Here is a 24866-nt window from a genome sequence, read left to right as displayed (position 1 = left end):
CACCTCATTAAAAATACAAGTTTCATTTGTAACTAGGCTGAATGACAGCCTAAGAACGATTATTTTTATGAAAACATTAGGGTATTAGTACTTTTAATTCGTATTTGCCGGTTTGGTAGTTTTTAGGAATTCGTCGGCAAATCGTTTCCCCATTTCTCGTTGTGATGCTCCGTCAAAATGTACCTTATCGCCCTTTTCGTTAAGACCTTTAGAAGAAATAACCCCGATGTACGCATTTTTTTCCGCATAGTCGTATATGATCTTATTTATAGTCTTCCATTGCCGTCTTTTTTTGTTCGGTTCGGCATAAAGGCCCAGTTGCCCTAAAATTATGGGTAAGGTGTCAATGCCAATAATTTGACGAAATTGCTGGGTTAGTTTGTCTAAATTTTCGAAATACTCAGGAATGCGTTCCACGTTGGCATCACTTTCGCCCTGGTGCCATAGTACGCCCTTGATCGTGCCTTTTTTTTTCGCGATAGCGACCTTGCTTTTAAAGTTCGTTAATAAGGGCACCCCTCTGTGCGTATCATCGTTCAGCCACTGTTCAATAGAACTCCCACCAACGGCACAAGGAAGTATAGCGATGGTGACGTTATTGGGTACGTCTTTTAGTAAGTGTCGGGCAAATGATAATCCGCAGTCAAGACCGGCCATTTTAGGTTCATAGAAATGTAGTGGTTCTTTGGCATAGATCCATTGCCCCGCTTTATCAATCGTTAAAATTCGTTTGTTCGCTATTGTGTCTTGTGGCTCTACAAAACCACGGCCTGCCATATTTGATTGTCCGGTTAAAAGAAATATCCATAAATTTTCAGCTTCGGGTAGCTGGTCGACATATGTAACTGTCGTTGGGAAATTTTTGGTTCTCGATTGACCATTGACATTAACAAATAAGAGTGAAAGAAATAAGATTGAGAAATATAGATGTGTTTTCATATGGCAGAAAGATACGCTGAAAGTTGTCAAGATGGCATAAAACAATGATTCGCTTGGCTAATGTAAATATAGAAAAATCACTTAAGCATATACTTTTTAATAGGTAGACGGAATTCGATTGCCGTCATCCCGACTTTAAATCGCCCATTTTATTCTGAAAAAAATCAATCAAAAGTAGTTTACGAAAGGAGCGGTTGAAATATTTGAATACGGTGTCGCTATAATTGTAAGTTTGCTTAAAAATTATTCATGGCTCTCATTCAAGGGCAGGGTAAATTTGAAATCACTTCCTTTGTCTCTTTCACTTTCCACCCAAATAGTGCCGCCTAGTTTTTCTGCAAACTCTTTACAAAGAATTAATCCGAAACCTGAGCCTTTTTCATTAGCCGTACCTCTCGTTGTAGTTGACGTTGTGCCGGTAGAGAATAATTTTTTAGCTGTTTCTTTGTCCATTCCAACTCCGTTGTCGGAGATACAAATTTCAATTTGATTTTTTTGGGCGGTTGTTATTATATCAATATTCCCCCCAGGATGCGTAAATTTTATGGCGTTTGAGATAAGATTTCGCAAAACGGTTTTTAACAACTTTTCGTCTGAATAGATCTCTATTGTTTCAGATTCGATTTGATTCAACGTTATGTCTTTGGTTGCGGCGATCGAATTTGAAAGGTTTACTATTTCAGCTATGGTATCGGATAAGTTGATTTTTTCGGAATAATAATGAATTTGTCCTGTTTGGGTTTGTGCCCAACCCATTAGATTTTCGAGTAAAAGAAGCGTGTTTTTGGCAGTAGAATTAATTAGCTCCGTATATTGCTCACAGGTAGCAACATCCGTTTTTTTGATACTGTCGGTTAATAGTTCTGACAAAACCAATATATTATTGAACGGATTTCTTAGGTCGTGACCTATGATTGAAAACAGTTTGTCTTTGGTGCTATTGAGTGCCCTGAACTTCGCTTCGCTTTCTTTTAAATCTTGTTCCGCTTTTTTTTGTGCGGTTATGTCACGTATTGCACCAACAAGAAATTTATTCCCATTTCTGTCGATAAAACGAGATTTTCGTGTTGAGATCGTATGGCATTGATCACCAACTGTAAGCGTTTCTTCGTTTATGTTCTCAATTCCATCTTCGATTACCTGCCGATCAATTTTGAGAAAACTTTCCCGTTCTTCCTTTGGGACATGTTCTGCAAGTGTTTTTCCCAAGATTTCTTCCCGGGGAAGCCCAAATAGTTCACAAAAGGCATCATTCACCAAGAGTAGTCTGCTCTGCTCATCTTTTATAAACACAGAATCGCCCATATTATTTAATATAGAATGGTTGTATTTCTGGTCTTGCTCTTCTTGGTTCTTTAAGGAATTTGACTGAAGAAGTTTATTCTGCTTTTTAAGCGCATTAATTTGTTCCTCCAATTCCTGGCGCGTTGGTTTCTCATTCATTTGCCTAAAATTGCTTATAACCTAATCCTGGGGGGAACTCATTAAAAATTAAAAATAAGCAAACAATCGAGATTTGACACTATCACCGAAATTTTATTCGTTGAATTGCGGGAGGAGGTGGTGGTTATTGGTAGGGGTGGGGAGTAACTAATTGTAACTGATGGCTGATAAAATACCAATAGGTTGTATAAAATTTTCAAATTCTTCAAAATTTTAAATAACTAGATGTTGCTATACGAACTTTCTAGTTCTACACCTTATTGTTTTTAGGCTTGGCATTGTTCATTATGTACTACAAGTGCAAAAAATTGGTTGGGATTATAGAGTGAAAATTGGGGGTGAGCCTATTAATAGCATAGAAGATGACACGAATGGGAAGAGGAGGAGTTATCGCTTTTGCTGGTGACAGACGTCATCTGACTACCGTTGATTCACGCTTAAAAATGACATCATGTCAGTTTTGTCCGCTTGGCATATTGTTTGTCGTTCAGTAAACGACATTAAAAATAATAAGCACTAATATTTATTAAAACATAACAGATGAGCAAAATTATAGGAATAGATTTGGGTACGACCAACTCCTGCGTCTCCGTAATGGAGGGTAATGAGCCAGTTGTGATTCCGAATGCTGAAGGTAAAAGAACAACTCCATCAGTTATCGCATTTGTCGATGGTGGTGAGATTAAGGTAGGTGATCCGGCAAAAAGACAGGCAGTGACCAACCCGGAAAAAACAGTCTACTCGATTAAACGATTTATGGGTAACAAATACTCAGAATCTAATAAAGAGGCTGAACGAGTACCTTATAAAGTTGTTAAGGGCGATAATGATACCCCACGGGTCGATATTGACGGACGATTGTATACACCACAAGAATTATCAGCAATGATTCTTCAGAAAATGAAGAAGACTGCTGAGGACTATTTGGGGCAAGATGTGTCGCGGGCTGTTATTACGGTACCGGCTTATTTTAACGATGCACAGCGACAGGCTACCAAAGAGGCTGGTGAAATCGCCGGACTTACGGTAGAACGAATCATCAACGAGCCTACTGCAGCTTCATTGGCCTATGGTATGGATAAAAAGAGCACCGATCAAAAAATAGTAGTTTTTGACTTTGGGGGAGGTACACATGATGTGTCAATTCTAGAATTGGGCGACGGTGTTTTTGAAGTTTTGTCTACTGATGGAGACACTCACTTGGGGGGTGATGATGTTGATCAAAAGATTATCGATTGGTTGGCAACAGAGTTCAAAAATGACGAAGACATTGATTTACGTAAAGATGCCATGGCATTACAACGTTTACGCGAGGCTGCGGAAAAGGCAAAAATTGAATTGTCATCTTCGGCACAAACTGAAATCAATCTCCCTTATGTAACGGCGACCGCTTCAGGACCCAAACATTTAGTACGCACCTTAACAAGATCGAAATTCGAGCAGTTGATTTCCGATTTGGTAAAACGAACCATCGAACCTTGCCAGACTGCACTTAAGGCCGCAGGACTTTCAAAAAGTGATATCGATGAGATTATCTTAGTGGGTGGATCTACCAGGATTCCTGCTGTACAAGAAGCTGTGGAAAAATTCTTCGGTAAAAAACCATCAAAAGGCGTGAACCCTGATGAGGTAGTTGCTGTGGGTGCTGCTATTCAAGGTGGCGTATTGACAGGTGATGTTAAAGATGTACTGTTGTTAGATGTAACCCCACTTTCACTGGGTATCGAAACTATGGGAAGTGTATTTACCAAATTGATCGAGGCGAATACCACCATACCCACTAAAAAATCACAGGTATTCTCTACTGCGGCAGATAATCAACCTTCAGTTGAGATTCATGTGCTTCAAGGGGAAAGACCTATGGCTGCCGATAACAAAACTATCGGGCGGTTTCACCTAGACGGCATTCCACCAGCACAACGGGGAACACCACAGATTGAAGTGACCTTTGATATCGATGCCAATGGTATAATCAAAGTGTCGGCTACCGATAAAGCGACCAATAAGACGCAGGATATTCGTATTGAGGCTTCTTCAGGACTGACCGAAGAAGAAATCAAGAACATGAAAGCAGAGGCTGAGGCTAATGCAGAATCTGACAAAAAAGCGAAAGAAACTGCAGATAAGCTGAATGAAGCGGATAGTATGATTTTTCAGACTGAAAAGCAATTGAACGAATTTGGTGAAAAGTTGTCCGATGACAAGAAAAAGCCTGTCGAAGATGCTTTGGAGGAGTTAAAAAAGGCATATGAAAGCAAAGATTTGGCTATTATCTCTCCTGCTTTGGATAAGATAAACGAGGCTTGGAAAGTTGCTTCCGAAGAGATGTACAAAGCTCAGGCCGAGGCACAGCAAGGAGCACCTTCACCCAACGGTCAGGATACCGCCGAAGGAGGAGCTACAGATGCCAAGGAGGGTGATAATGTTGAAGACGTAGATTTCGAAGAAGTGAAATAAATAAAGTATTAATGGCTAAAGCTCCGTTAGGTTATATAACCTAACGGAGCTTTTTTTTGGCACATGATTTGTTTTGTGTTGTAGGAATAACCCGTATTTTTGCATCATGTTGAAAAAATATGCTTTACTAATACTATTTTTATTGGGAATGCAACCTGATTTGTTTTCACAAGAAATCAAAATTTTTAAACTTGCCGATTTTGATTTACGTGGGAATGTTAAATCATGCTTGGTACGTACCGATTACGGTAAGGAAGAATTTGATTTCGATAAAGAGGGGCGCTTAACAAAATCAGTAACGCGTTACAGTGATCAAGATTATGATATTACTCGTTACCGTTATGAAAACGAAGAACTTATTGAGAAAAGGGTTGAGAACTATCGAGATAATGTTTTCGATAAAAGTATTTCAATAGCCAATTTTTATACGATAGACTCCTTGCCGAAACGTAAAATAACCGAAGAAATAATTTCGTATACGAAAGAATTTTTAGAACGAAATGAATACCACTACGATACCGATGGTAATTTGGTGAAAATCGTACATACCGATAATGATGGTGTTGATGAAACTGCGGTAACCTATGAAACAATCAATGAAGAAACGACGCAGACCTTTACTTTGAACGGGGTAGTTCAAAAATCGGTACGTACATCTTCGCGTACAACTGAAAATGATTCGATAGAACGACTGGTTTTGACCAAAAAGTTCGTAGATGGGGCTCCTTATACAGCTACGGAAGAGATTTATAACGCTGAACAAAGACTGGTGTCGCAAACCGAATTCAAGTATGATGAAAAAGCAAAACAGTTGATTGCATCTAAAACCATTGGTTATGATTATGATGCTCTGGGAACACTTGTGGGAACAGCAACCCGAATAGGAAATACTTCCTCATCTAAAACCTATATCTATCAATTCGACAATGGCCAGGAAGGGGAGAATGCCAACTGGATAAAACAAATAATAACACCTGAAAACGCCTATAGCACACGTCGTGTCAAATATTATCAAATCACACCGACGAGCGTAGTGGTGGAATAGTTTCCCTTGAAAAAGCGTAATTGAACCATCGAAATGAAATAGTTATTTTGGTTCAATGAGGTCCCAGAGATTCCCGTATAAATCTTTAAAAACGACTACCTTGCCATAAGGTTCGTTTCTTGGACTTTCGGTGAATATTACGCCTTTTTTACGCATTTCGGTATAGTCTCTCGAAAAATCATCGGTGTGCAGAAATAAAAAAACACGATCACCGGCCTGATTTCCAATGGTATCTATTTGTAAATCCCCATGCGCCAGGGCCAATAAAAGAGCGCTTCCCGTTTCATTTTTTGGTGCAATTATGACCCAACGCTTCGTTGTAGACAATTTAACGTCTTGCATGAGTATAAAACCCAGTTTTTGGGTGTAAAAATCGATGGCCTCGTCATAATTTTTAACCAATAGGGTGATATAAGCTATACGTCGCTGTTTCATGATAAGTGGTTAAATCGCTCTGTTTTAATATCCTTCCACTCTTCTTTTAAAATGCCATAGCAGCATGAGCTTCTTCTAAAACCGTTTTTAACGATTATATTTTTTCGAAGAATGCCCTCTAAGGTTGCACCTAACTTTTCTACGGCCTTGCGAGAAACTACGTTACGTTCGTCGATTCTGAATTCCACTTTTTCAAATTGCATAGTTTCAAAGGCGTACCGAAGCATCAAAAATTTCATTTGATGATTAAATCCCGTGCCACGTGTTTCGGGTGAAATCCACGTCCAGCCGATATGTAAGGTTTTGTTTTTGGTATCGATATGGCCAAACCGCGTACTACCCACGTATTTTGAAGTTTGTTTGTTATAAATAGTAAACGGAATCGATTTGCCATCTGAAGCCTCCTGCAGTGCATTTTTAATATAATCTCTTAATTTTTCTTGGCTAGAGACGTCAGTGGAACCAAAACGATAAAGGTCTACTTGTTGGGCAATAGGCCATAGTATTTGATCATGTGACGATTCCAAAGGTTTTAAGAGCACAAGGTTGTTTTCGAGAATGACATGAGGTAGGATCATAACAACTTTTTTAATAATTCCTTTTTGATTTCATGTCCACCCTTAAATCGTATTTGTTTGGCATTGCCATCGAACAAGATGCTTATTTTTTTTTCTTCCACCTCAAGTCGCTCTGGGGTTATGTACTCATCGTTATCACCAATAATAACGGTGACTTGTGTATTGTTTTTCTTTAAAAAGTGAAAGTCTTTTGCTTTTAATTCATTGGGTATTCCACCCGCATATAGCACCAATTGATTACATTTCAATTGGGTTTTTGCCACCCATCTTGTCGCTATGGAAACCCCTTGTGAAAAACCGAAAACAATAAGATTGCAATGCTTGGGTACTCGCTCGGCTTCAAAAACAGCATTGAGATATGCCATAATATTTTCAGTTTCCAAAGATGTCTTTTCTTTGGTCAGCCAACTGGCGCCCACATGTTTGTAAGAACCATTTAGGTAGTATTTTGAAGGGGCTTGTGGAGCAATAATGTAGTTGGTTTCGGAGGGAAGTTGATCGAAGTACTTCAGAAAATAGCGACTTAAAAACCCGATACCATGAAGTACGATCCAAACATTTTTCGTGCTGTCCGTCAAGCTGTTGAGGGTCTCGTAGGTATTAGTTGTGTTATAGGTGAGTTGTTTTTCATGTGTTTCCATAAATTAGAATTTACTGATTGGTTCGCATGGTAGCATTTCTGAAATGTAATTTTCGAGAATACGGAAATTTGAAAAAAAGCATTTAAATCTATTCAAAAGTAATGGCTTTTATTGCTAACGTAATGCTTAATTTTACAAAAAAAATCGGAATGAACGATTTCAAAGAGAAAATATTAAAAGTTTGTAATGCGTCATCAAAAAATACTTTGATGGAAACCTTACAAATTGAATATATTGATGTGGGAGAAGATTTTCTGGTGGGTAAAATGCCCGTAAACCCTAAAGTACACCAACCAGACGGGGTACTTCACGGTGGAGCGATGGTAGCTTTGGCGGAAAGTGTAGGAAGTATGGCCTCATATATCTTTCTGGATGCGCAAAAATTTTTTGTTCGCGGAATTGAAATCTCTGCCAACCATATTAAAAGTGTACGTGAAGGGGATGTTTTTGCGAAAGCCTCAATACTGCACAAAGGGCGAACAACCCAACTTTGGGATATTAAAATTACAAATGCCGACGAACAACTTATCTCCGTTTGTAAATTGACCACGATTTCATTGCCGAAAGAATAATATGTTTTCAGAATTGATAACAAGGGCGATGGCCCAACTTGATAACGAGCTGCCGTTCGTTGTTTATAGAAAGCCCAATGAATCTTTAGTACATGCTATTTTCCAAAAGGATGCCGAACTGCATCTGGTCGACGATTTTTCGGAAACTGGTTTTGTATTTGCACCATTTGATTCAAATAGTAAACCCGTTTTATTGCCTGCGTACGAAGTATGTAGTGAGACTTTTGTGGAAGGAAAAGGCTCAATCTTAAACAGGATTACTGAGAATCTAGACCAAAATGAGCAACATGATTTTTATGTTGAACTGGTAAAGAATGCCATTGACGAAATTCAAAACAAAACCTTTAAAAAGGTGGTCTTGTCAAGAAAACTAGAAGTAGCATGTAACTTACTGCCGTTAGATTTGTTCGAAAAAATACTGGCTACTTATGAAAATGCTTTTTGTTATGTGTGGTATCACCCCAAGGTAGGGTTGTGGTTGGGTGCTACCCCTGAAATTTTATTGCGTACCCATGGGCTTCGATTGACCACTATGTCATTAGCGGGCACTAAACCATACCTAAAAGGTGAAATGCCCATTTGGGGTATTAAGGAAACGGAAGAGCAAAAGATGGTTACTGATTATATTTTTAACGCAATAGAAGCAAAAGTAGATGACCTAAAGTTGTCTGAAACGAAAACGGTGCGAGCCGGAAATTTATGGCATTTACGAACTGAAGTCTCAGGTACCTTAAAGAAAAATGGTCTTTCGGAAGTAATCAGAGTCTTACATCCTACACCAGCGGTTTGTGGTGTGCCTTTGTCAAAGACAAAAGCTTTTCTTCTTGAAAACGAAAACTATGATCGAGAATTCTATACCGGATTTTTAGGGGAATTGAATAGAGGGGGAGAACATTTTGAACTTAAAGATGAGGTTAAACAAACGGCTACCCTTAAAAAAAACGCTGAAAAGGCCACTGAACTTTATGTAAACCTCCGCTGTCTTAAGTTAGTCGATGCCACGGCTCAAATTTATGTGGGGGGAGGGGTAACCCATGATTCCATAGCAGAAAAGGAATGGCAAGAGACGGTCTCCAAAAGTAAAACAATGTTGAGAGTACTGTTCGACCATTAGTATTTAAGGTTGTTGTTGGGTTAAGAATTTCGGGTGTTGTATTTTTGCTCTAATGACACATTCAAGTATACCCTCGGCCCAAACTGTTGTATTACATTGCAAGACAAAGGGCGTTAAAAATATTGTAATTTCCCCTGGTTCTCGAAATGCTCCACTGACTTTTGGCTTTACTGAAGATTCTTTTTTTTCATGTTTTAGCATTGTTGACGAACGGTGTGCGGGCTTTTTTGCCTTGGGCATTGCCCAGCAGTTAAGAGAGCCGGTGGCCTTGGTCTGTACTTCCGGGAGTGCACTTTTGAATTATTATCCTGCAATTGCAGAGGCCTTTTTTAGTGATATCCCATTGGTGGTTATTTCTGCGGATAGGCCAATCTACAAAATCGATATTGGCGACGGGCAGACAATTCGGCAAGACAATGTTTTTCATAGACATATTGGGTATTCGGCGAATTTAAAACAAGATGTAGTTCATGCGAAAGAAAAGATAAAGCGCTACGGTTGCGCATTACTTGCTGAAGATACCATTCAGATAGGCCAAGAAAAAGTACAGACTTTTAACGATAACGAGCTAAATAAAGCCTTGAACATTGCATTGCAGAATCAAGTTCCTGTACATATCAACGTTCCTTTTGAAGAACCTTTGTATGACTATATTGAAAATTGTACAGTCAATCCAGAATTTGTATTTCCAGAAACGGTAAAGAAAGAACTCCTTTCAGAGATTAAAGATTTTTCCGCTATTTGGAATAGTTCAAAAAGGAAAATGATTCTTGTGGGGGTTAATCCTCCGAATTCTGTCGAGGAGCAATTTTTGAAGCAACTTGCCCATGACCCGTCAGTAATAGTGCTCACTGAAACGACGTCGAACCTACACCACAATAATTTTTTTCCGAGCATTGATAGTATAATTGCACCAATTGAGAAATCTCACCGGAAAGATGAGTTTTTTAGGGCATTACAACCTGATGTTTTGTTGACGTTTGGAGGGTTGATCGTATCGAAAAAAATAAAGTCGATGCTACGGAATTATAAGCCAAAGCATCATTGGCATGTGAATGAAAAAAAGGCATATGATACTTTTTTTTCACTAACCCATCATTTTAAAATGGGTATTAATGATTTTTTTGCTAAGCTTTTGCCCAATGCCAATAATATCAAAAGTGATTATTTCAATTATTGGAACAGCATTAAGCTAAAGTACGAATCACAAAGGAAAGAGTACATCGCACAGATTCGCTTTTCTGACATGTTGGCTTTTTATCATGTGGCCAATGGTTTGCCTGATGACTGTCAATTGCAATTGGCAAATAGCTCTACCGTTCGGTATATGCAACTCTTTAATCAAAAACCATCAGTATCGGTTTTTTGTAATCGGGGTACAAGTGGCATAGATGGTAGTACCTCAACGGCTGTTGGAGCGGCAATTTATGGTGAACCTCCAACTGTATTATTGACAGGCGACCTTAGTTTTTTCTATGATAGTAATGCTTTATGGAACAAATATATAAGAAATGATTTCCGAATTATTCTGGTAAATAATGGTGGTGGAGGTATCTTTCGTATACTACCGGGAGACAATGAACGAGATAATTTTGAACTGTTTTTTGAAACAACGCACGGTTTCAATGCCCAAAATTTGTGTAAAATGTACGGCTTTGAATATCGAACGGTATCGGGTTCCGATGATTTAAAAAATTCTTTAGCCGATTTTTTTAAAAAATCATCGGCACCCAGAGTGCTGGAGATTAAAACTCCAAGAATATTGAATGATAAAATTTTGCTCGGTTATTTTGATTTTATATCTTCGGAATATATAAACCATTAATACATATAACACTGACTATTATGAGTAAAAGAGATGATTTGATTGCAAAGTACGCCGAAGACATTAAAGATAAATTTGGTGAAACGCCTGATATGGATTTACTGACAAAGGTTGCGATCGGCTTAGGACCTGCCATTTACAATTTGGATGCATCTAAAGTTTCTGGTGCAGACGACAAGGAATTAGAGACTGTAAAAAACAACTATTTAATCAAAAAATTAGGATTAAAAGATAGCCCTGAATTAATGGAAGCCATTAAAGGAGTGGTTGCCAAATACGGTTCTGCTAACAAAAATAAGCATAGAGCGGTCGTGTACTATATGTTATGTAGACACTTTAAAAAAGCTAGTGTGTATTAAGATACAAAGACTGATATATAAAGAGCCGTTCCACGTGGGACGGCTTTTTTTGTTTCTCGAAAAAAATGGATAAGAATAAAAAAATGAAGTGGCCTGAATCTCAGCACGGAAACAGATCATATAAATACCTTAGACCATATTCTTTTATTTGTATTTTTGCGGTATGATAGAATTGGGGAAATTTAACACGCTTGAAATACTAAGGGACACTAGCGTAGGCTTATTTTTAGGGGATAAAGAAAGCAATGAAATACTATTGCCTAATAAATATGTACCTGCGACATACGAAATTGGAGGTGAAATTACGGTCTTTTGTTACTTGGATCATGCTGAACGGCCTGTTGCGACTACCCTAGAACCGCTAATAATGGTAAATGAATTTCAATTGCTACAGGTGGCCGAGGTTAATGAATTCGGGGCCTTTATGGACTGGGGATTGGAAAAGCACTTACTTGTTCCATTTCGGGAGCAACGTACAAAAATGAAGGAAGGAAACTGGTATGTTGTCTATTGTTATCTCGATCAACAGACAAACCGTCTGGTTGCTTCTAATAAATTAGACAAATTCTTGAGTAATGACAGCTTGACCGTCAGCGAAGGAGAAGAGGTAGAGCTTGTAATAACAAGATTGACTGATTTGGGATGGGAAGTAATCATAAATGATCTTCACAAAGGATTAGTATATTTCAATGAAATCTTCAAAGAGATTGCGGTTGGAGACAATACCAAAGGTGTTGTAAAAAAAATACGTCTTGATAATAAGGTTGATATATCACTGCAACCCCTGGGTACGAATGTCTTGGAACCCGCAGCGAATAAGATTTATCAAACGTTAATGGCAAATGGAGGGTTTTTAGGCCTTCATGACAAATCGAACCCCAAAGACATTCAAGAAGAGCTTCAAATGAGTAAAAAGACGTTCAAAAAAGGAATTGGTACTTTATATCGTGAGCGTCGAATCAAGATAGGGAGTGATGGAATTTATTCTATTTAAAAAAGAGGTCTTTCCATTCGTCGAGATAACAGTAAATGCCTAATAAGTGTCTTGAGCAAGTTTCCAATACTAAAACCCGTTCTATTTTGATAGACGAAATTTTTGAACCAGATTTTCCTTAAGAGTGAACTTACAAGTTTTTGAAAATCGTTATTTATTTAGGTCAATATTGTTTTAACTACTGGTTTTTATTGCTTTACCACTGAAAAGAATAATTTTGCAACATTGGTGATTCGTATATTGTTAACATTCGTTTATTTTGGTTAACTTTAAATTATATACCTCCCCTAAACCTGATAAAATATGCCTTTTATAGAAGAAAGTGATTTGCTCGAACTGCATAAGGACATTGACAAAGCTCAGATTATCAACGAGCGTCTATTGGATCAAATAAAGTTTAAGAACAAAGAATTAAAAAGAAGTAAAGTTCAACGCAATGTTTTAGCGGGCGTTACGGGTCTCTTTCTTGTGGTTGTGCTTTCCGTCACGTCATTTACAGCCGGTTTAAGCAGTTCTTCGGGTATTGATAAACAAGAGAACCTACTTGTCTCAATTGATAGTTTAGATGCGATAAAAAGCAGGATCGATAATTTGAGACAACAAAACGAAGAACTTAGCGATGTAAAAGAGTTTTATTTGGCCAAGCGATTTTTAGAAAAGGAAAAAATATATTCCGTACAGGTCAAGTCTTTTGTAGATAACAATATTACGTTGGCCTCGGAAGCACTGGCTAATACCGTATTCGTAAAAACCAACCCATTTTATTCGTATTCTTTAGGAAATTTTGGAACGCTCCAAGAAGCACAGTCCTTTAGGGCGCAATTAGTAGATTTAGGTTTCCAAGATGCTTTTGTGGCATCATACAAAGAAGGAAAACGAATTCAAATCGAAGACCCCTATTAGTTTGCGAAAATTATCAGCTTTGATCAAGGCGGCGAGGTTAAGAACACTACCGCTTTCAATATCAGGTGTTGTCGTGGGTACGGCTCTTGCCAATTTTTATGATAACATCGATAATACACTACTTTTTGTCTTGGCACTATTGACTACAATAGGTTTTCAGATCACTTCTAACTTTGCAAACGACTACGGAGATGGTGTCAAAGGAACTGATAATGAAAACCGAATAGGCCCAAAGCGAGTCCTACAGAGCGGTTTGTTGACCCGGGCAGAACTTAAAAAAATTATAATCGTCTCGATCATTATTAACTGTCTTTTAGTCATCGCAGTGGTTGAACTAGCTTTCGGACTTGAAAATTTGGGATATTTTCTGTTGTTTATCCTTTTGGGAGCGGCAAGTATATGGGCATCGGTGAAATATACAGTTGGCAAATCTGCTTACGGCTATAGAGGGTTGGGAGATGTTTTCGTTTTTCTGTTTTTCGGACTTTTGGCCGTTTTAGGCTCAATGTTTTTGTACACTAAAAGCATTACACAACTGGCCATTCTTCCCGCAATTACGATTGGACTGTTGAGCGTTGGCGTATTGAACTTAAATAACTTGAGGGATCATGAGTCTGACAAAATTTCAGGCAAGAACACACTTGTGGTACTAATGGGGTTTTCAAATGGTAAGAAATACCACACGCTGCTTTTAATAGTTAGTTTTTTAAGTATGCTTACTTTTATCATTTTAAGTTTTAAAACTTGGAAACAATTCATACCTTTAACTTCATTTGTACCAATTTTCTTACATTTGATAAAAGTTTGGAAAACAAAAAAACCAGTTTTATTGGATTCTGAGCTTAAGAAATTGGCTCTAAGTACATTTCTCTTGGCGCTGTTATTTTACATCTGTTTTAATATAATTTTGTAACTTTGAATACTAACCTTCTAAACAACAACTACCTTGGAACAACCCATTAGAATCCTTATTGTTGAGGATAACGTCATAATTGCCGACGATATGCAATCTATGTTAGAAGAGATTGGTTATGAAATCGTTGATAATGTAATAGTTTACGAACAAGCGGAAGAAGTATTGAAAACCAAGCAAGTAGATCTTGTATTGATTGATATTATTCTTGCCTCTGATAAAACGGGTATAGATTTAGGAAAACACATACGTGAAAATTACGATATCCCCTTTATTTTTGTGACCTCTAACTCTGACAGGGCAACTGTAGAGAATGCCAAGACCGTGAAGCCAAATGGCTACTTGGTGAAACCCTTTGAGCAACAAGATTTATACACTTCGATTGAAATAGCACTTTCTAATTTCACCTACGGGGTTGAAAAACAGGAAAATGACAAAGGAGCAGAAGAGGAAGCACCTATGTCTAGTTCTATTTTAAAGGATTCTATTTTTGTGAAAAAACAGCATTTATATTATCGAATTCAATTTGGTGATATTCAGTTTATAAAAGCTGACAATGTTTATCTTGAGGTTAATACGGTCGATAAGAAATTTTTGGTAAGGTCTCCTTTAAAAAATTATTTGGAGAAATTACCTAAGAATAAATTCTATAGGGCGCACAAATCATACATTGTCAATGTAGACCATATTGATGCTATTAACTCTAAAGACATTATGATAAATAATACTTTGATACCTATTTCTAAAGATTTTAAAGAATTTATTATTTCGTCTATGAATTCTTAGCCATTTATGTATATCGGTATATTCAAGGTGCAGCAATGCACCTTTTTTTAATCAGAATGCATGGGTTAATATTGAGCGTAAAATACTACAAGTAAGTGTTTGGTAATCAAAGTTATAACTGGTTTGTATAGACTAACGTCAATTTGACAACAAAATTCCAACTTTATACAACATTCTTCCAGTATATTAATTTCTAAATGATATTTTTGAGTTGATTAGTAAGATGCCTCAGAGATTAATAAATTGACCGTTCAAGCGTAAATATACTTGACCTACATTTTCAACGTCTACTTTTGGATTTTTTTTGCTAATCTAAAGCATCTTGACTTTCTTAGTGTTTTAGCACAAATACATGTAGGGGCCTTCGTTGGTAAAACCTGAGAGAGTATTTATTTATAATAAATCGTTCCAAACCGATACAGAACCTACAACAAAACTTTGCAAAGCCATTTCTAAATTATATGATTGGTTTTGTTGTTGAATATGATATGAAAAAATCGATTTGTAAAATTTATTATACGATTGTCCTTGTCGCCCTTGCGACTAGTGGAATAGTTGCTCAAGATATGGGTGACGGTACTGAAAACATCTTAGAAACATTTGTTAACAAGGAAACCCCCGACGAAAAGTTCCTTTTCTTCTTTGACACCCCAAATCGCTACCGTGAAAATTCTGCATATGATTGGCTCGATAATGTAAATAAATATTTGATCAATGCTAGGCAAAGTGAAGATTCCGTAGCTTTAAAGCGCTACCTCTTAGTGCAGGCCCAGATATATTTTGACCTGGGAGACTATAAAAGAAGTCTGGCCATTTCTAAAGAACTCTATCAAGACAAGGAAAATTTAGAGGAACCGTTAATGTCGGCCTTACTGAATTTGAAAGACATGAATTTTTCCCAGTTGGAGCTTTATGACGAGCAAATCGAAGTTAGAAAAGAAAAAAGAGAATTAGGTATAACCGAAAACACGGCATTTTACGATATTTATTCTAATCTCGGCCTCCACAATAGGGCGATGAAGGAGTATATTGAAAAAGTAAAGAAAGATATTGATGACAAAGATTATTATGCAATAGCGGAGTTCAACAATAATATAGGCAACTATTTAAGGTTGGATAAATCTACCCCTACGGCGTTGAGCAAATACAAGGAAGCAAGAGGTTTTGTTGAGGTTTTTATGAACGATATTACAAAGGAAAAAACCGAAAAAAATATTGTAGAAGGAAATATATTGAAGGGCAAGATAGAAGGTAATATTGGCAAGTGCTATGTACAGCTCAAGCAATATGAAGAGGCTATTCCTTTTTTAGACAGCAGTATTACGAGAATGAAAGAATATAGCAAGGGAATGTTCTCTTCTGAAATAGTAGAGAATACCCTTGAAATCGCAGAATGTTATTTGTTCTTGAATAATTTTGAAAAAGCCACCGATTACCTGAGTAGTGATCCGCGACCGGTAAACATAGACAATATCTTAAAGAAAAACCGGTTAATGGCCTTGTACTATGAGAAAACTCAAGATTTTCAAAATGCCTCTTTATACCGCAAAATATACATCAATATCCGGGATTCTATAAATTTGAACGATTCTGAGATCAAGAAGCAACAATTGGCCACTGTAATGGCCGAAGAATTGGCTGATACCCGTAGAATGTTGGATGAGCAGCGTAAAGACCTCGAGGAATCGGAAAATAAAAATATAGAAAAAGACGAACGTATAAATTTGGTATTTATATCGTTGATATTTACCCTTTTAGGTTTTGCCGGTTTGGTATACGCGTATTTAAAAAGTATAAAAAACCAACGTTTGATAGCTGAGCAAAAGTATATCATAGAAAATTCGTTGGTTGAAAAAGATTCGTTGTTAAAGGAAATACACCATAGGGTAAAAAACAATTTACAAATGGTTTCGAGTCTTTTGAGCTTACAGACAAAGAACACGCGTAGCAAAGCCGCAATTGTAGCCCTTGAAGAGGGTAAAAGCCGAGTCAAGGCAATGGCGTTGATTCATCAAAAACTATATCAGAACGATGATTTGTCAGTAATCGAAATGCAGGGCTATATTGAAAGCCTAATCAATAGTGTACAATCTGTATATAAAAAAGGAGGGCATAATATTAACGTGACAATCGACGCAGAGGGTGTTGAACTTGATATTGATAGGGCAATTCCTTTTGGGTTAATGCTGAACGAACTGGTCTCCAATTCGTTTAAATACGCATTTCCAAATGACGAAGAAAATGGAAATATCTACATTCATATACGAAAGAATGTTGGTCAAGATGGATATTTCGAATATTCCGATAACGGCATCGGTTTGCCTGAAGACTCAGACGAAAAGGCCAATGCTTCAATGGGCATACGTCTTATGAACCGTCTTGCAAATCAACTACAGACTACTCTAAACAATGATAAAAGTGTGGAGGGTGTTCGTTTTTGGTTCAATTTTAAGTAATATGAAACTTGTTAGCGAACTTCACTTTTAAGTACAACTTTATGAAGTAGTTTGGGAAAAAATCGTTTAAGATAAACGCCCAAGATTTCCTTTTTACCAATATAAGCTTCAAATTTATTTCGTTCAATTGCCCGAATAATTTTTCGTGCACCTAGCTGTACCGGTAGACCGTTCTGGGTAGCGGCATCTTCTGAGTTTTGAGGATTTCCATTACCCGTAAGTGCATTTTTTGCAACATTTGTCCGTATAAATCCTGGACATATTAGGGTTACTTGTATACCGTCTTTCCCATGTTCCATACGCAACACGTCAAAAAAACCGTGTAAGGCATGTTTTGCCCCACAGTACCCTGACCGGTAGGGTGACCCAAATTTCCCCATTAGGCTACTTATCGTTACAAAACATCCTTTGTTTTGACTCACAAAATGGGGCAGCAAAGCCTTGGTTAAAGCTACAGTACCCAAGTAGTCGATATCGATTAACCTTTTATACACCTCGAAATCAGTGTCCAGGATTAAAGAGCGCTGGCTTATTCCGGCATTGTTGATTAAAACATCAATGGCACCGAAGACGGAAAGGGCTTGAGACGTTTTGTCTTCCAGTTTATCGAAAGCTTCGAGGTCTAACGTTACTATCCCAATGTTTTCAGGATGTACACATTGGTCTTTTACTTTTTGCAACGCAGTTTCATTTCTTGATGAAAGTATTAGTTTACAGCCCTTTTTAGCGAGTTCATAGGTGAGTGCTTCACCAATGCCCGAGGAGGCTCCTGTAATCCATACTGTTTTACCGTTTATCTTCTGCATTTAATTGCTTTTAGACTCAAAATATAGCTAAATTTGACGGCAATCGATGAAGGCATTTTATAAAAAATATATTCTTGAATTCAAACGCCCTAGCGGAACTTCCAGAGGGATATTAAAAACTAAGGAAACTTGGTTTTTGATTTTAGAGGAGAATGGGAAATACGGAATCGGAGAGTGCGGGGTTTTTAGAGGCTTGAGCGTTGATGATGTGCCCGAGTATGAAGAAAGGCTCAAATGGGTCTGTGCCAATATTCTTTTGGGTAAACATGAATTATGGCAAGTTCTTATTGACTTCCCTAGTATCCAGTTTGGAGTAGAGCAGGCATTTCTTTCATTGGCTTCCAACAACCCGCTCATCTTATTCCCATCCAATTTTACGGACTATAAAAGCGGTGTTCCGATTAATGGCCTGATTTGGATGGGGGAGGCAGAGTTTATGCGAGAGCAGATTCGGCAGAAATTGAAAGACGGTTTCAGCTGTATAAAAATGAAAATAGGTGCGCTTGATTTTGAACACGAACTATCTCTCTTGGCTTCCATACGAAGTCGGTATGCTACATCGGAAATAGAAATACGAGTAGACGCCAATGGTGCTTTTCACCAGAAGGATGCCTATGAAAAACTCCGCCAATTGGCTGCATTCGGTATTCATTCCATAGAACAACCTATAAAACAAGGTAATGTGAGTAAAATGAGTGAGTTGTGTACAAAAACTCCGTTACCTATCGCATTGGATGAAGAACTCATAGGAATCAAAACAATAGAAAAAAAAGAAGAGCTGCTCCAAAACGTTAAACCGCAATATATTATATTAAAGCCAAGTTTAGTAGGAGGCTTCAAAGGTAGCAACGAATGGATAAACTTAGCTGAAAAATACAATATTGGCTGGTGGGTTACCAGTGCGCTTGAAAGTAATATAGGATTGAACGCAATAGCCCAGTGGACGTATACCCTGAATAGTTCCCTGCCTCAAGGTTTGGGTACGGGCGGTTTATTCACCAACAATTTTGAAAGCCCTCTCGTAGTCGATAAAGGGGTTTTGTATTACCATAATAATCGGGAATGGGAAACAGATTTAATTTATAATTTATGTACATAGAACAAGGGTATAAAGGAGATATCGGCATTTGGAAATATTTCTTGATTCCACTAGGTTTTATTGGTCTTATGACCTTGAACTATGCGGTTATGAAATTTCTTAACCTCGACATTGAGGCTATTATGCAAGCGGAAATTGGTAGAAAAGGAGCCAATCGATTTTTAGTAGAAATGTTGATGCCTTTCGTAGTGGGTTTGGCACTGCTTTTTGGGTGGGTTAAGTTGATACACAGACAGACCCTGACTTCACTCACCACATCAAGAAGACAAATTGACTGGAGACGTATCATTTTTTCTTTCACATTGTGGTCGGTAGCGACCATAGTAATTACTGGCATTGGTATTTACCTTTCTCCGGAAGAGTATGTACTGAACTTTAGGTGGGAGCCTTTTTTGTATTTATTCGTTATAGTGTTGTTTTTGATTCCCATACAAACCAGTTTTGAAGAGTATCTTTTTCGAGGGTATATGATGCAAGGTATCGGTATAATGGCCAAAAATCGGTGGATGCCTTTGGTCGTTACCTCTGTGTTATTCGGATTAATGCATATGGGGAATCCTGAAGTGGAAGAAATGGGCATGGGTATCATGGTCTATTACATCGGCACGGGTTTTTTTCTGGGTATTTTGACACTAATGGATGAAGGGCTTGAACTTGCTTTGGGTTTTCATGCGGCCAACAACATGATAACGGCACTTTTAGTGACTTCAGAAGGTACAGCCTTTCAAGTTGATGCCATTTACAAAAGTGTTGTTGAACCCGCCTTGGGGTTTGATGTGTTTGTACCTGTGTTTGTCGTATTTCCAATACTCTTGTTTATCTATTCCAAGAAATATAAGTGGACCAATTGGAAAGAACGATTGACCGGAAAAGTCATGTCTAGGGAAATTTACCTAACAAACGATTCTGATGACGCCAATATATAGTGAAATACATTCGAAGTTTAAACTGAACGGAAATTCCTTTTCAAGGGAAGACTTAAAGGAAGTTGCCTATAGCTTGATTAAGGAAGGTGCGCATTTTGAACATAGTATCGGTGATTTTTTGTTGGACTGGCTTAACGATAGTCCGGAGATTTCGGTACGTTCTTCGGGTTCGACAGGAACCCCAAAAAATATAACTTTAGAAAAGCGGTTTATGGTCAATTCTGCCATGTCAACAGGACAGTTTTTCGGGTTGGAAGCAGGTCAGTCGGCCCTACTTTGTTTGCCTGTTGATTATATAGCAGGTAAAATGATGTTGGTGCGTGCTATGGTTCTGGGGCTAGAACTTGATTATGTTGCTCCCACTTCAAATCCATTGAAAGGTATTCGGAGGACATTTAATTTTAGCGCTATGGTCCCGCTACAACTGGAAAGTTCCTTAGATAAAATCGAACGTATTAAAACACTGATTGTTGGTGGGGCCACTATTTCAGCTTTGTTGCGAAAACAGGTGCAAAATAAATCGACGGCAATCTTCGAAACTTACGGTATGACCGAAACCATAACCCATATTGCCGCTAGAAAGGTCAATGATTTGCAATCGGTCTCAGCAACTGATAAAAGTAATGTTCCCGAGCAATACCCATTTAAAACACTACCGAATATTTTAGTTTCCAAAGATAGTAGGGGGTGTTTGGTAATTGATTGTCCCAAGGTGTCTCAGCAACCTGTTGTTACCAACGATCTGGTAGATATGGTGTCCGATACCGAATTTCTATGGCTGGGTCGCTACGACAATGTCATCAATTCTGGGGGTGTAAAATTGATTCCGGAAAAAATTGAAGCCAAATTGACTGAAATTATCGAATGTCGGTTTTTTGTAGCGGGACTTCCCGATAAAAAGCTGGGTCAAAAACTGGTTTTAATTGTTGAGGGAGGTGTGAATTCAAAGGAACTGTTCAAAAAGTTTAAGTCGTTTAAGAACCTCGAGAAGTTTGAAGTGCCTAAGGAAATCTTTGTACTTCCAAAATTCAAAGAAACGGAGAACGGAAAAATTAAAAGAACGGCAACTATTCGTTTGATATAACACCTTCTGTTAGTTTAACTTTGTTACTACATTTAGAAATGTAAGCAGTTTAAATGGGAAAAAGTTTTCAGGCAAACGGTTTTCTTATAGGGTATAGGAATCATTCCCTCCTTAAAATATGCCTCTTTTTTTGATTTTTTTTGGTGGTATTTTTTCCGGTAATTCCCAAGAAATTGAAAAATATATTGGTGGTGTTGTCACTACGGATGGACGCCCACTAAGCAATGTAAACATCACCATCAAAGGTAGTACGAAAGGGGTGAAGACCGATATTGAGGGTCGTTTTGAAATTGCTGTAAAACCCAAAGACATACTTGTTTTTTCTTTTGTGGGGATGCATTCCACAGAAGTTCCAATTTCGGAAGAAACTGGGTTTTTAAGGGTTAAGTTGGTACCAAAAGTAGAAGTGCTCGATGAGGTAACGGTCAAAAAGCGAAAGCGCAAAACACAACAAGAGCTGTTGGCAGAGTACCCTACAAATAAAAATTTGTTGAAGACATCTTGGGGTATTCTAGATAAAGACCGTTCCTCTTTTTCGATGCGAATGGTTGATGGGGCAGATTTAATCCCTGTGGGAAACGATTTTTTGCATTCTTTGCAAAACTTTATCCCACAAATGCGGGTTGCTCGAGATGACCCGGGGGAAATAAAGGTTTATTTACAAAATTTTGGTTATAGTCCTCCCCCACAGGCGATTTTTGATGTGGATGGTTTTATATATGAAAATCCACCAACTTTTATCGATGTACATGAGATCGATCGTATTGCGGTACTTACTAGAAATGGAGCCTTTATGAGGTATGGTCCGCAAGGGGCAGGTGGGGTTATCATTATAAATACCAAAGAGCACACGCGAATCGATGATCTTGGAGTCGAAAGTCGGTACAATAATTCTGGTTTGCGTGACAGTATTTATGATGAGTTTAATGCTCCGGAAGTTTTTGAGTCTAAAATCCCGGTTTATATAAAAAAGTTAAATAAGGCCAGCTCCTTACAAGCGTCCTATAAACTGCTGGATATTCAAATAGAGGAAAATAAAAAATCGCCTTATTTCTTTCTAGAGGTTTCTAATTATTTCAGAAAGCGATGGGAAGATGGAAAAAAAGCCGACGAACTCTTACAGCAGGTAGTGGACAAATTTCCGAACGATGTTCCGGCGCTAAAAGCCTTGTCATATGTTTATGAAGAACATGGGCAATTCGATAATGCCCTGAAAATTAATCTTAGAATTTTAAAACTCAGGTCAAGGGACGCGCAATCACATCGTAATGTCGCCTATGCCTACACTCAAAGCGGCAATTTTCAAAAAGCGCTGAGTGTATATGCACGTTATGAATTGGCGATTAATGAATTGGATACGATACCATTTGACAAGCATGGTACAGATATACTTATGACCACGGAATCTTCCAATATTATACGAACAAAAGGAAAAGAACTTTCAATAGATAAGAGTATACTAGAAAATGAAGCAGATGTACCACGAACTAGAATAGTTGTTGAATGGAGCAATGCGAATGCTGAATTTGAACTTCAATTTATAAACCCTCAACAATATTATGATGATTGGATGAATACCCCACATCTCGATGACACCTTATTGCATAATCAAAAAATAAAAGGCTACTCGAGCAAACAGTTCTTTTTAGATGACGACATACAGGGAAAATGGCAAATAAAGGTGCGGTATTTAGGAAACAAAACCGAGTTGCCAACCTACCTGAAACTAGCGACCTATTTTGATTACGGCCTTCAGACCCAAACGCAATATATTAATGTGGTAAAACTTGAGGAAGTAGAGGTGTCGAGATACCTGTTATCGGTTGACACCGCCACTAAAACAATCTTTCATTAAACCTGTAAAACCCCCATATTAAATGGCTTTTCAATAGGCGCATGATTAGCCGCCTCGATACCCATTGAAATCCACTTTCGGGTGTCTAAAGGATCTATAATTCCATCGGTCCATAAGCGTGCAGCCGCATAATATGGCGAAACCTGGGCATCGTACCGTGATTTTATCTTGTTAAAAAGTTCTTGTTCTTTTTCCGGGGTAATTTTCTCCCCTTTCTTCTTTAAGGAGGCTGTTTCGATTTGTAGCAACACTTTGGCTGCTGAATTTCCGCTCATTACAGCCAATTCTGCACTGGGCCAAGCAACGATCAACCTAGGGTCGTAGGCTTTACCGCACATGGCATAGTTACCGGCGCCGTAACTATTTCCAATAACAACAGTGAACTTGGGTACGACAGAATTGCTGACGGCATTGACCATTTTGGCCCCATCTTTAATAATGCCACCGTGTTCGCTCTTACTGCCCACCATAAACCCCGTAACGTCTTGTAAAAATACCAAGGGAATCTTTTTTTGATTGCAATTGGCAATAAAACGGGTTGCCTTGTCGGCAGAATCGGAATAGATCACACCACCAAATTGCATTTCGCGTTTTGCATTTTTAACTACTTCTCGTTGATTGGCGACAATGCCTACGGCCCAACCATCGATTCGGGCATATCCGGTAAGTATGGTTTTTCCGTAGCCTTCTTTATATTGTTCAAAATCTGAATTATCGACCAACCGATTAATGATCTCCAGCATATCATATTGTTCGGTACGAGAGCTGGGTAGAATACCATAGATATCTTCGGGGTTCTCTTTTGGTTTTATTGATTTGACCCGATTAAATCCGGCTTTGTCGAAATCGCCGATTTTGTCGACAAGGCCCTTAATGGTATCCAAAGCATGGGCATCATCTTTGGCCTTATAGTCGGTCACTCCACTAATTTCGCAATGGGTGCTTGCACCTCCTAAAGTTTCATTGTCGATATTTTCCCCAATGGCCGCCTTTACCAAATAACTTCCTGCTAGAAAAATGCTTCCGGTCTTTTCGACAATCAAGGCCTCATCACTCATAATAGGTAAATAAGCCCCTCCGGCAACACAACTCCCCATAACGGCCGCAATTTGTGTGATTCCCATACTGCTCATAACCGCATTGTTTCTGAAAATACGCCCGAAATGTTCCTTGTCGGGAAAAATTTCATCCTGAAGCGGAAGGTATACTCCCGCGCTATCTACCAAATAAATAATGGGCAACCTATTTTCAATGGCGATTTCCTGGCCCCTTAAATTTTTTTTTCCAGTAATCGGAAACCAAGCACCCGCCTTTACGGTAGCGTCGTTGGCAACAACCACACATTGCTTGCCAGAGACATAGCCTATTTTTATGACAACGCCACCCGAAGGGCATCCACCATGTTCTTTATACATGTCTTCGCCAACAAAAGCTCCTATTTCTATACTGTCTTTGTTTTTATCCAATAAATAATCAATCCGCTCTCGGGCGGTCATCTTTCCCTGGGCATGCAATTTTTCAATGCGATTTTTACCTCCCCCCAATTTTACTTCAGCCAATCTTTTTTTAAGATCCGATAGTTGTAATTTATTGTGGTCCTCGTTTTTGTTGAATTTGATGTCCATTCCGCTGTGCT

22 protein-coding genes are annotated in these 24866 nt (G+C 38.3%); 15 read left to right on the top strand and 7 right to left on the bottom strand.

The window, feature by feature from the left end; all coding sequences use genetic code 11:
* Positions 1 to 93: 93 nt before the first annotated feature.
* Entirely contained in the window at positions 94 to 939 is an 846-nt protein-coding gene (locus AACZ88_RS02680; RefSeq protein ID WP_339705782.1) for a sialate O-acetylesterase, read from the bottom strand.
* Between the two features lie 243 nt (positions 940 to 1182).
* Positions 1183 to 2382: a PAS domain-containing sensor histidine kinase gene (locus AACZ88_RS02675; protein WP_339705779.1), complete on the bottom strand. Its 1200-nt coding sequence runs from the start codon at positions 2380 to 2382 to the stop codon at positions 1183 to 1185.
* Between the two features lie 540 nt (positions 2383 to 2922).
* Between AACZ88_RS02675 and dnaK the strand changes: the two genes are divergently transcribed.
* A complete protein-coding gene (gene dnaK, locus AACZ88_RS02670) occupies positions 2923 to 4839 on the top strand; it encodes a molecular chaperone DnaK (protein ID WP_339705776.1) in 1917 nt (638 codons plus the stop codon).
* A gap of 106 nt (positions 4840 to 4945) precedes the next feature.
* Positions 4946 to 5884 (top strand): hypothetical protein, encoded by a 939-nt coding sequence (locus tag AACZ88_RS02665; protein ID WP_339705773.1) that lies wholly within the window; start codon positions 4946 to 4948, stop codon positions 5882 to 5884.
* 42 nt (positions 5885 to 5926) lie between these two features.
* Here AACZ88_RS02665 and AACZ88_RS02660 read toward each other — a convergent pair whose 3' ends face one another.
* The 3 genes from AACZ88_RS02660 to AACZ88_RS02650 are packed head-to-tail and all read right to left on the bottom strand — an operon-like array spanning position 5927 to position 7538.
* Positions 5927 to 6319 (bottom strand): VOC family protein, encoded by a 393-nt coding sequence (locus AACZ88_RS02660; protein ID WP_339705770.1) that lies wholly within the window; start codon positions 6317 to 6319, stop codon positions 5927 to 5929.
* A complete protein-coding gene (locus AACZ88_RS02655; protein ID WP_339705767.1) occupies positions 6316 to 6897 on the bottom strand; it encodes a GNAT family protein in 582 nt (193 codons plus the stop codon). The genes AACZ88_RS02660 and AACZ88_RS02655 overlap by 4 nt, the downstream gene beginning before the upstream one ends.
* Positions 6894 to 7538: an esterase gene (locus AACZ88_RS02650; RefSeq protein ID WP_339705764.1), complete on the bottom strand. Its 645-nt coding sequence runs from the start codon at positions 7536 to 7538 to the stop codon at positions 6894 to 6896. Before AACZ88_RS02650 ends, AACZ88_RS02655 begins: the two co-directional genes overlap by 4 nt.
* Positions 7539 to 7687: 149 nt before the next feature.
* Between AACZ88_RS02650 and AACZ88_RS02645 the strand changes: the two genes are divergently transcribed.
* From AACZ88_RS02645 to AACZ88_RS02605, 9 genes are all read left to right on the top strand, one after another.
* On the top strand, positions 7688 to 8110 hold the full coding sequence (locus tag AACZ88_RS02645; protein ID WP_339705761.1) for a PaaI family thioesterase: 423 nt from the start codon (positions 7688 to 7690) through the stop codon (positions 8108 to 8110).
* A gap of 1 nt (position 8111) precedes the next feature.
* The gene (locus AACZ88_RS02640) at positions 8112 to 9224 is read left to right on the top strand and encodes a chorismate-binding protein (RefSeq protein ID WP_339705758.1); all 1113 of its coding nucleotides are present in this window, start codon (positions 8112 to 8114) and stop codon (positions 9222 to 9224) included.
* A gap of 52 nt (positions 9225 to 9276) precedes the next feature.
* On the top strand, positions 9277 to 11049 hold the full coding sequence (gene menD, locus AACZ88_RS02635) for a 2-succinyl-5-enolpyruvyl-6-hydroxy-3-cyclohexene-1-carboxylic-acid synthase (protein WP_339705755.1): 1773 nt from the start codon (positions 9277 to 9279) through the stop codon (positions 11047 to 11049).
* Between the two features lie 20 nt (positions 11050 to 11069).
* Positions 11070 to 11408 (top strand): DUF2853 family protein, encoded by a 339-nt coding sequence (locus AACZ88_RS02630; RefSeq protein WP_339705752.1) that lies wholly within the window; start codon positions 11070 to 11072, stop codon positions 11406 to 11408.
* A 163-nt stretch (positions 11409 to 11571) separates the two neighbouring features.
* On the top strand, positions 11572 to 12402 hold the full coding sequence (locus AACZ88_RS02625) for a S1-like domain-containing RNA-binding protein (RefSeq protein WP_339705750.1): 831 nt from the start codon (positions 11572 to 11574) through the stop codon (positions 12400 to 12402).
* A 303-nt stretch (positions 12403 to 12705) separates the two neighbouring features.
* Positions 12706 to 13305 (top strand): SPOR domain-containing protein, encoded by a 600-nt coding sequence (locus AACZ88_RS02620; protein WP_339705748.1) that lies wholly within the window; start codon positions 12706 to 12708, stop codon positions 13303 to 13305.
* 1 nt (position 13306) lies between these two features.
* A complete protein-coding gene (gene menA, locus AACZ88_RS02615) occupies positions 13307 to 14218 on the top strand; it encodes a 1,4-dihydroxy-2-naphthoate octaprenyltransferase (RefSeq protein WP_339705746.1) in 912 nt (303 codons plus the stop codon).
* Positions 14219 to 14251: 33 nt separating this feature from the next.
* Complete coding sequence (locus AACZ88_RS02610; protein WP_339705743.1) at positions 14252 to 15004, top strand: response regulator; 753 nt, start codon at positions 14252 to 14254, stop codon at positions 15002 to 15004.
* 488 nt (positions 15005 to 15492) lie between these two features.
* Positions 15493 to 17460 carry a histidine kinase dimerization/phosphoacceptor domain -containing protein gene (locus AACZ88_RS02605; RefSeq protein WP_339705740.1) on the top strand — a complete coding sequence of 656 codons (1968 nt, stop codon included), beginning with the start codon at positions 15493 to 15495 and terminating at the stop codon, positions 17458 to 17460.
* Between the two features lie 11 nt (positions 17461 to 17471).
* Here the strand turns inward: AACZ88_RS02605 and AACZ88_RS02600 are convergent, their stop codons facing one another.
* Positions 17472 to 18266 (bottom strand): SDR family oxidoreductase, encoded by a 795-nt coding sequence (locus AACZ88_RS02600; RefSeq protein WP_339705737.1) that lies wholly within the window; start codon positions 18264 to 18266, stop codon positions 17472 to 17474.
* A 46-nt stretch (positions 18267 to 18312) separates the two neighbouring features.
* Here AACZ88_RS02600 and AACZ88_RS02595 point away from each other — a divergent pair, with 46 nt between their 5' ends.
* The 4 genes from AACZ88_RS02595 (at position 18313) to AACZ88_RS02580 (ending at position 23230) form a co-directional block, all read left to right on the top strand.
* Complete coding sequence (locus AACZ88_RS02595; RefSeq protein ID WP_339705734.1) at positions 18313 to 19365, top strand: o-succinylbenzoate synthase; 1053 nt, start codon at positions 18313 to 18315, stop codon at positions 19363 to 19365.
* The gene (locus tag AACZ88_RS02590) at positions 19356 to 20291 is read left to right on the top strand and encodes a CPBP family intramembrane glutamic endopeptidase (RefSeq protein WP_339705732.1); all 936 of its coding nucleotides are present in this window, start codon (positions 19356 to 19358) and stop codon (positions 20289 to 20291) included. Before AACZ88_RS02595 ends, AACZ88_RS02590 begins: the two co-directional genes overlap by 10 nt.
* Positions 20275 to 21375 (top strand): AMP-binding protein, encoded by a 1101-nt coding sequence (locus tag AACZ88_RS02585; RefSeq protein WP_339705730.1) that lies wholly within the window; start codon positions 20275 to 20277, stop codon positions 21373 to 21375. Before AACZ88_RS02590 ends, AACZ88_RS02585 begins: the two co-directional genes overlap by 17 nt.
* A gap of 118 nt (positions 21376 to 21493) precedes the next feature.
* Positions 21494 to 23230, top strand: a complete 1737-nt coding sequence (locus tag AACZ88_RS02580; RefSeq protein ID WP_339705727.1) for a carboxypeptidase-like regulatory domain-containing protein — start codon at positions 21494 to 21496, stop codon at positions 23228 to 23230.
* Here the strand turns inward: AACZ88_RS02580 and AACZ88_RS02575 are convergent.
* Complete coding sequence (locus tag AACZ88_RS02575; protein ID WP_339705724.1) at positions 23227 to 24855, bottom strand: carboxyl transferase domain-containing protein; 1629 nt, start codon at positions 24853 to 24855, stop codon at positions 23227 to 23229. The two genes, AACZ88_RS02580 and AACZ88_RS02575, sit on opposite strands and share 4 nt — an antisense overlap.
* Between the last annotated feature and the right edge of the window lie 11 nt (positions 24856 to 24866).

Source organism: uncultured Kriegella sp., from assembly GCF_963975415.1.
In the GTDB taxonomy this organism is placed as follows: domain Bacteria; phylum Bacteroidota; class Bacteroidia; order Flavobacteriales; family Flavobacteriaceae; genus Kriegella.
The sequence above is the reverse complement of the archived record's forward strand: the minus strand, read 5'-3'. Positions and strand labels throughout refer to the sequence as shown.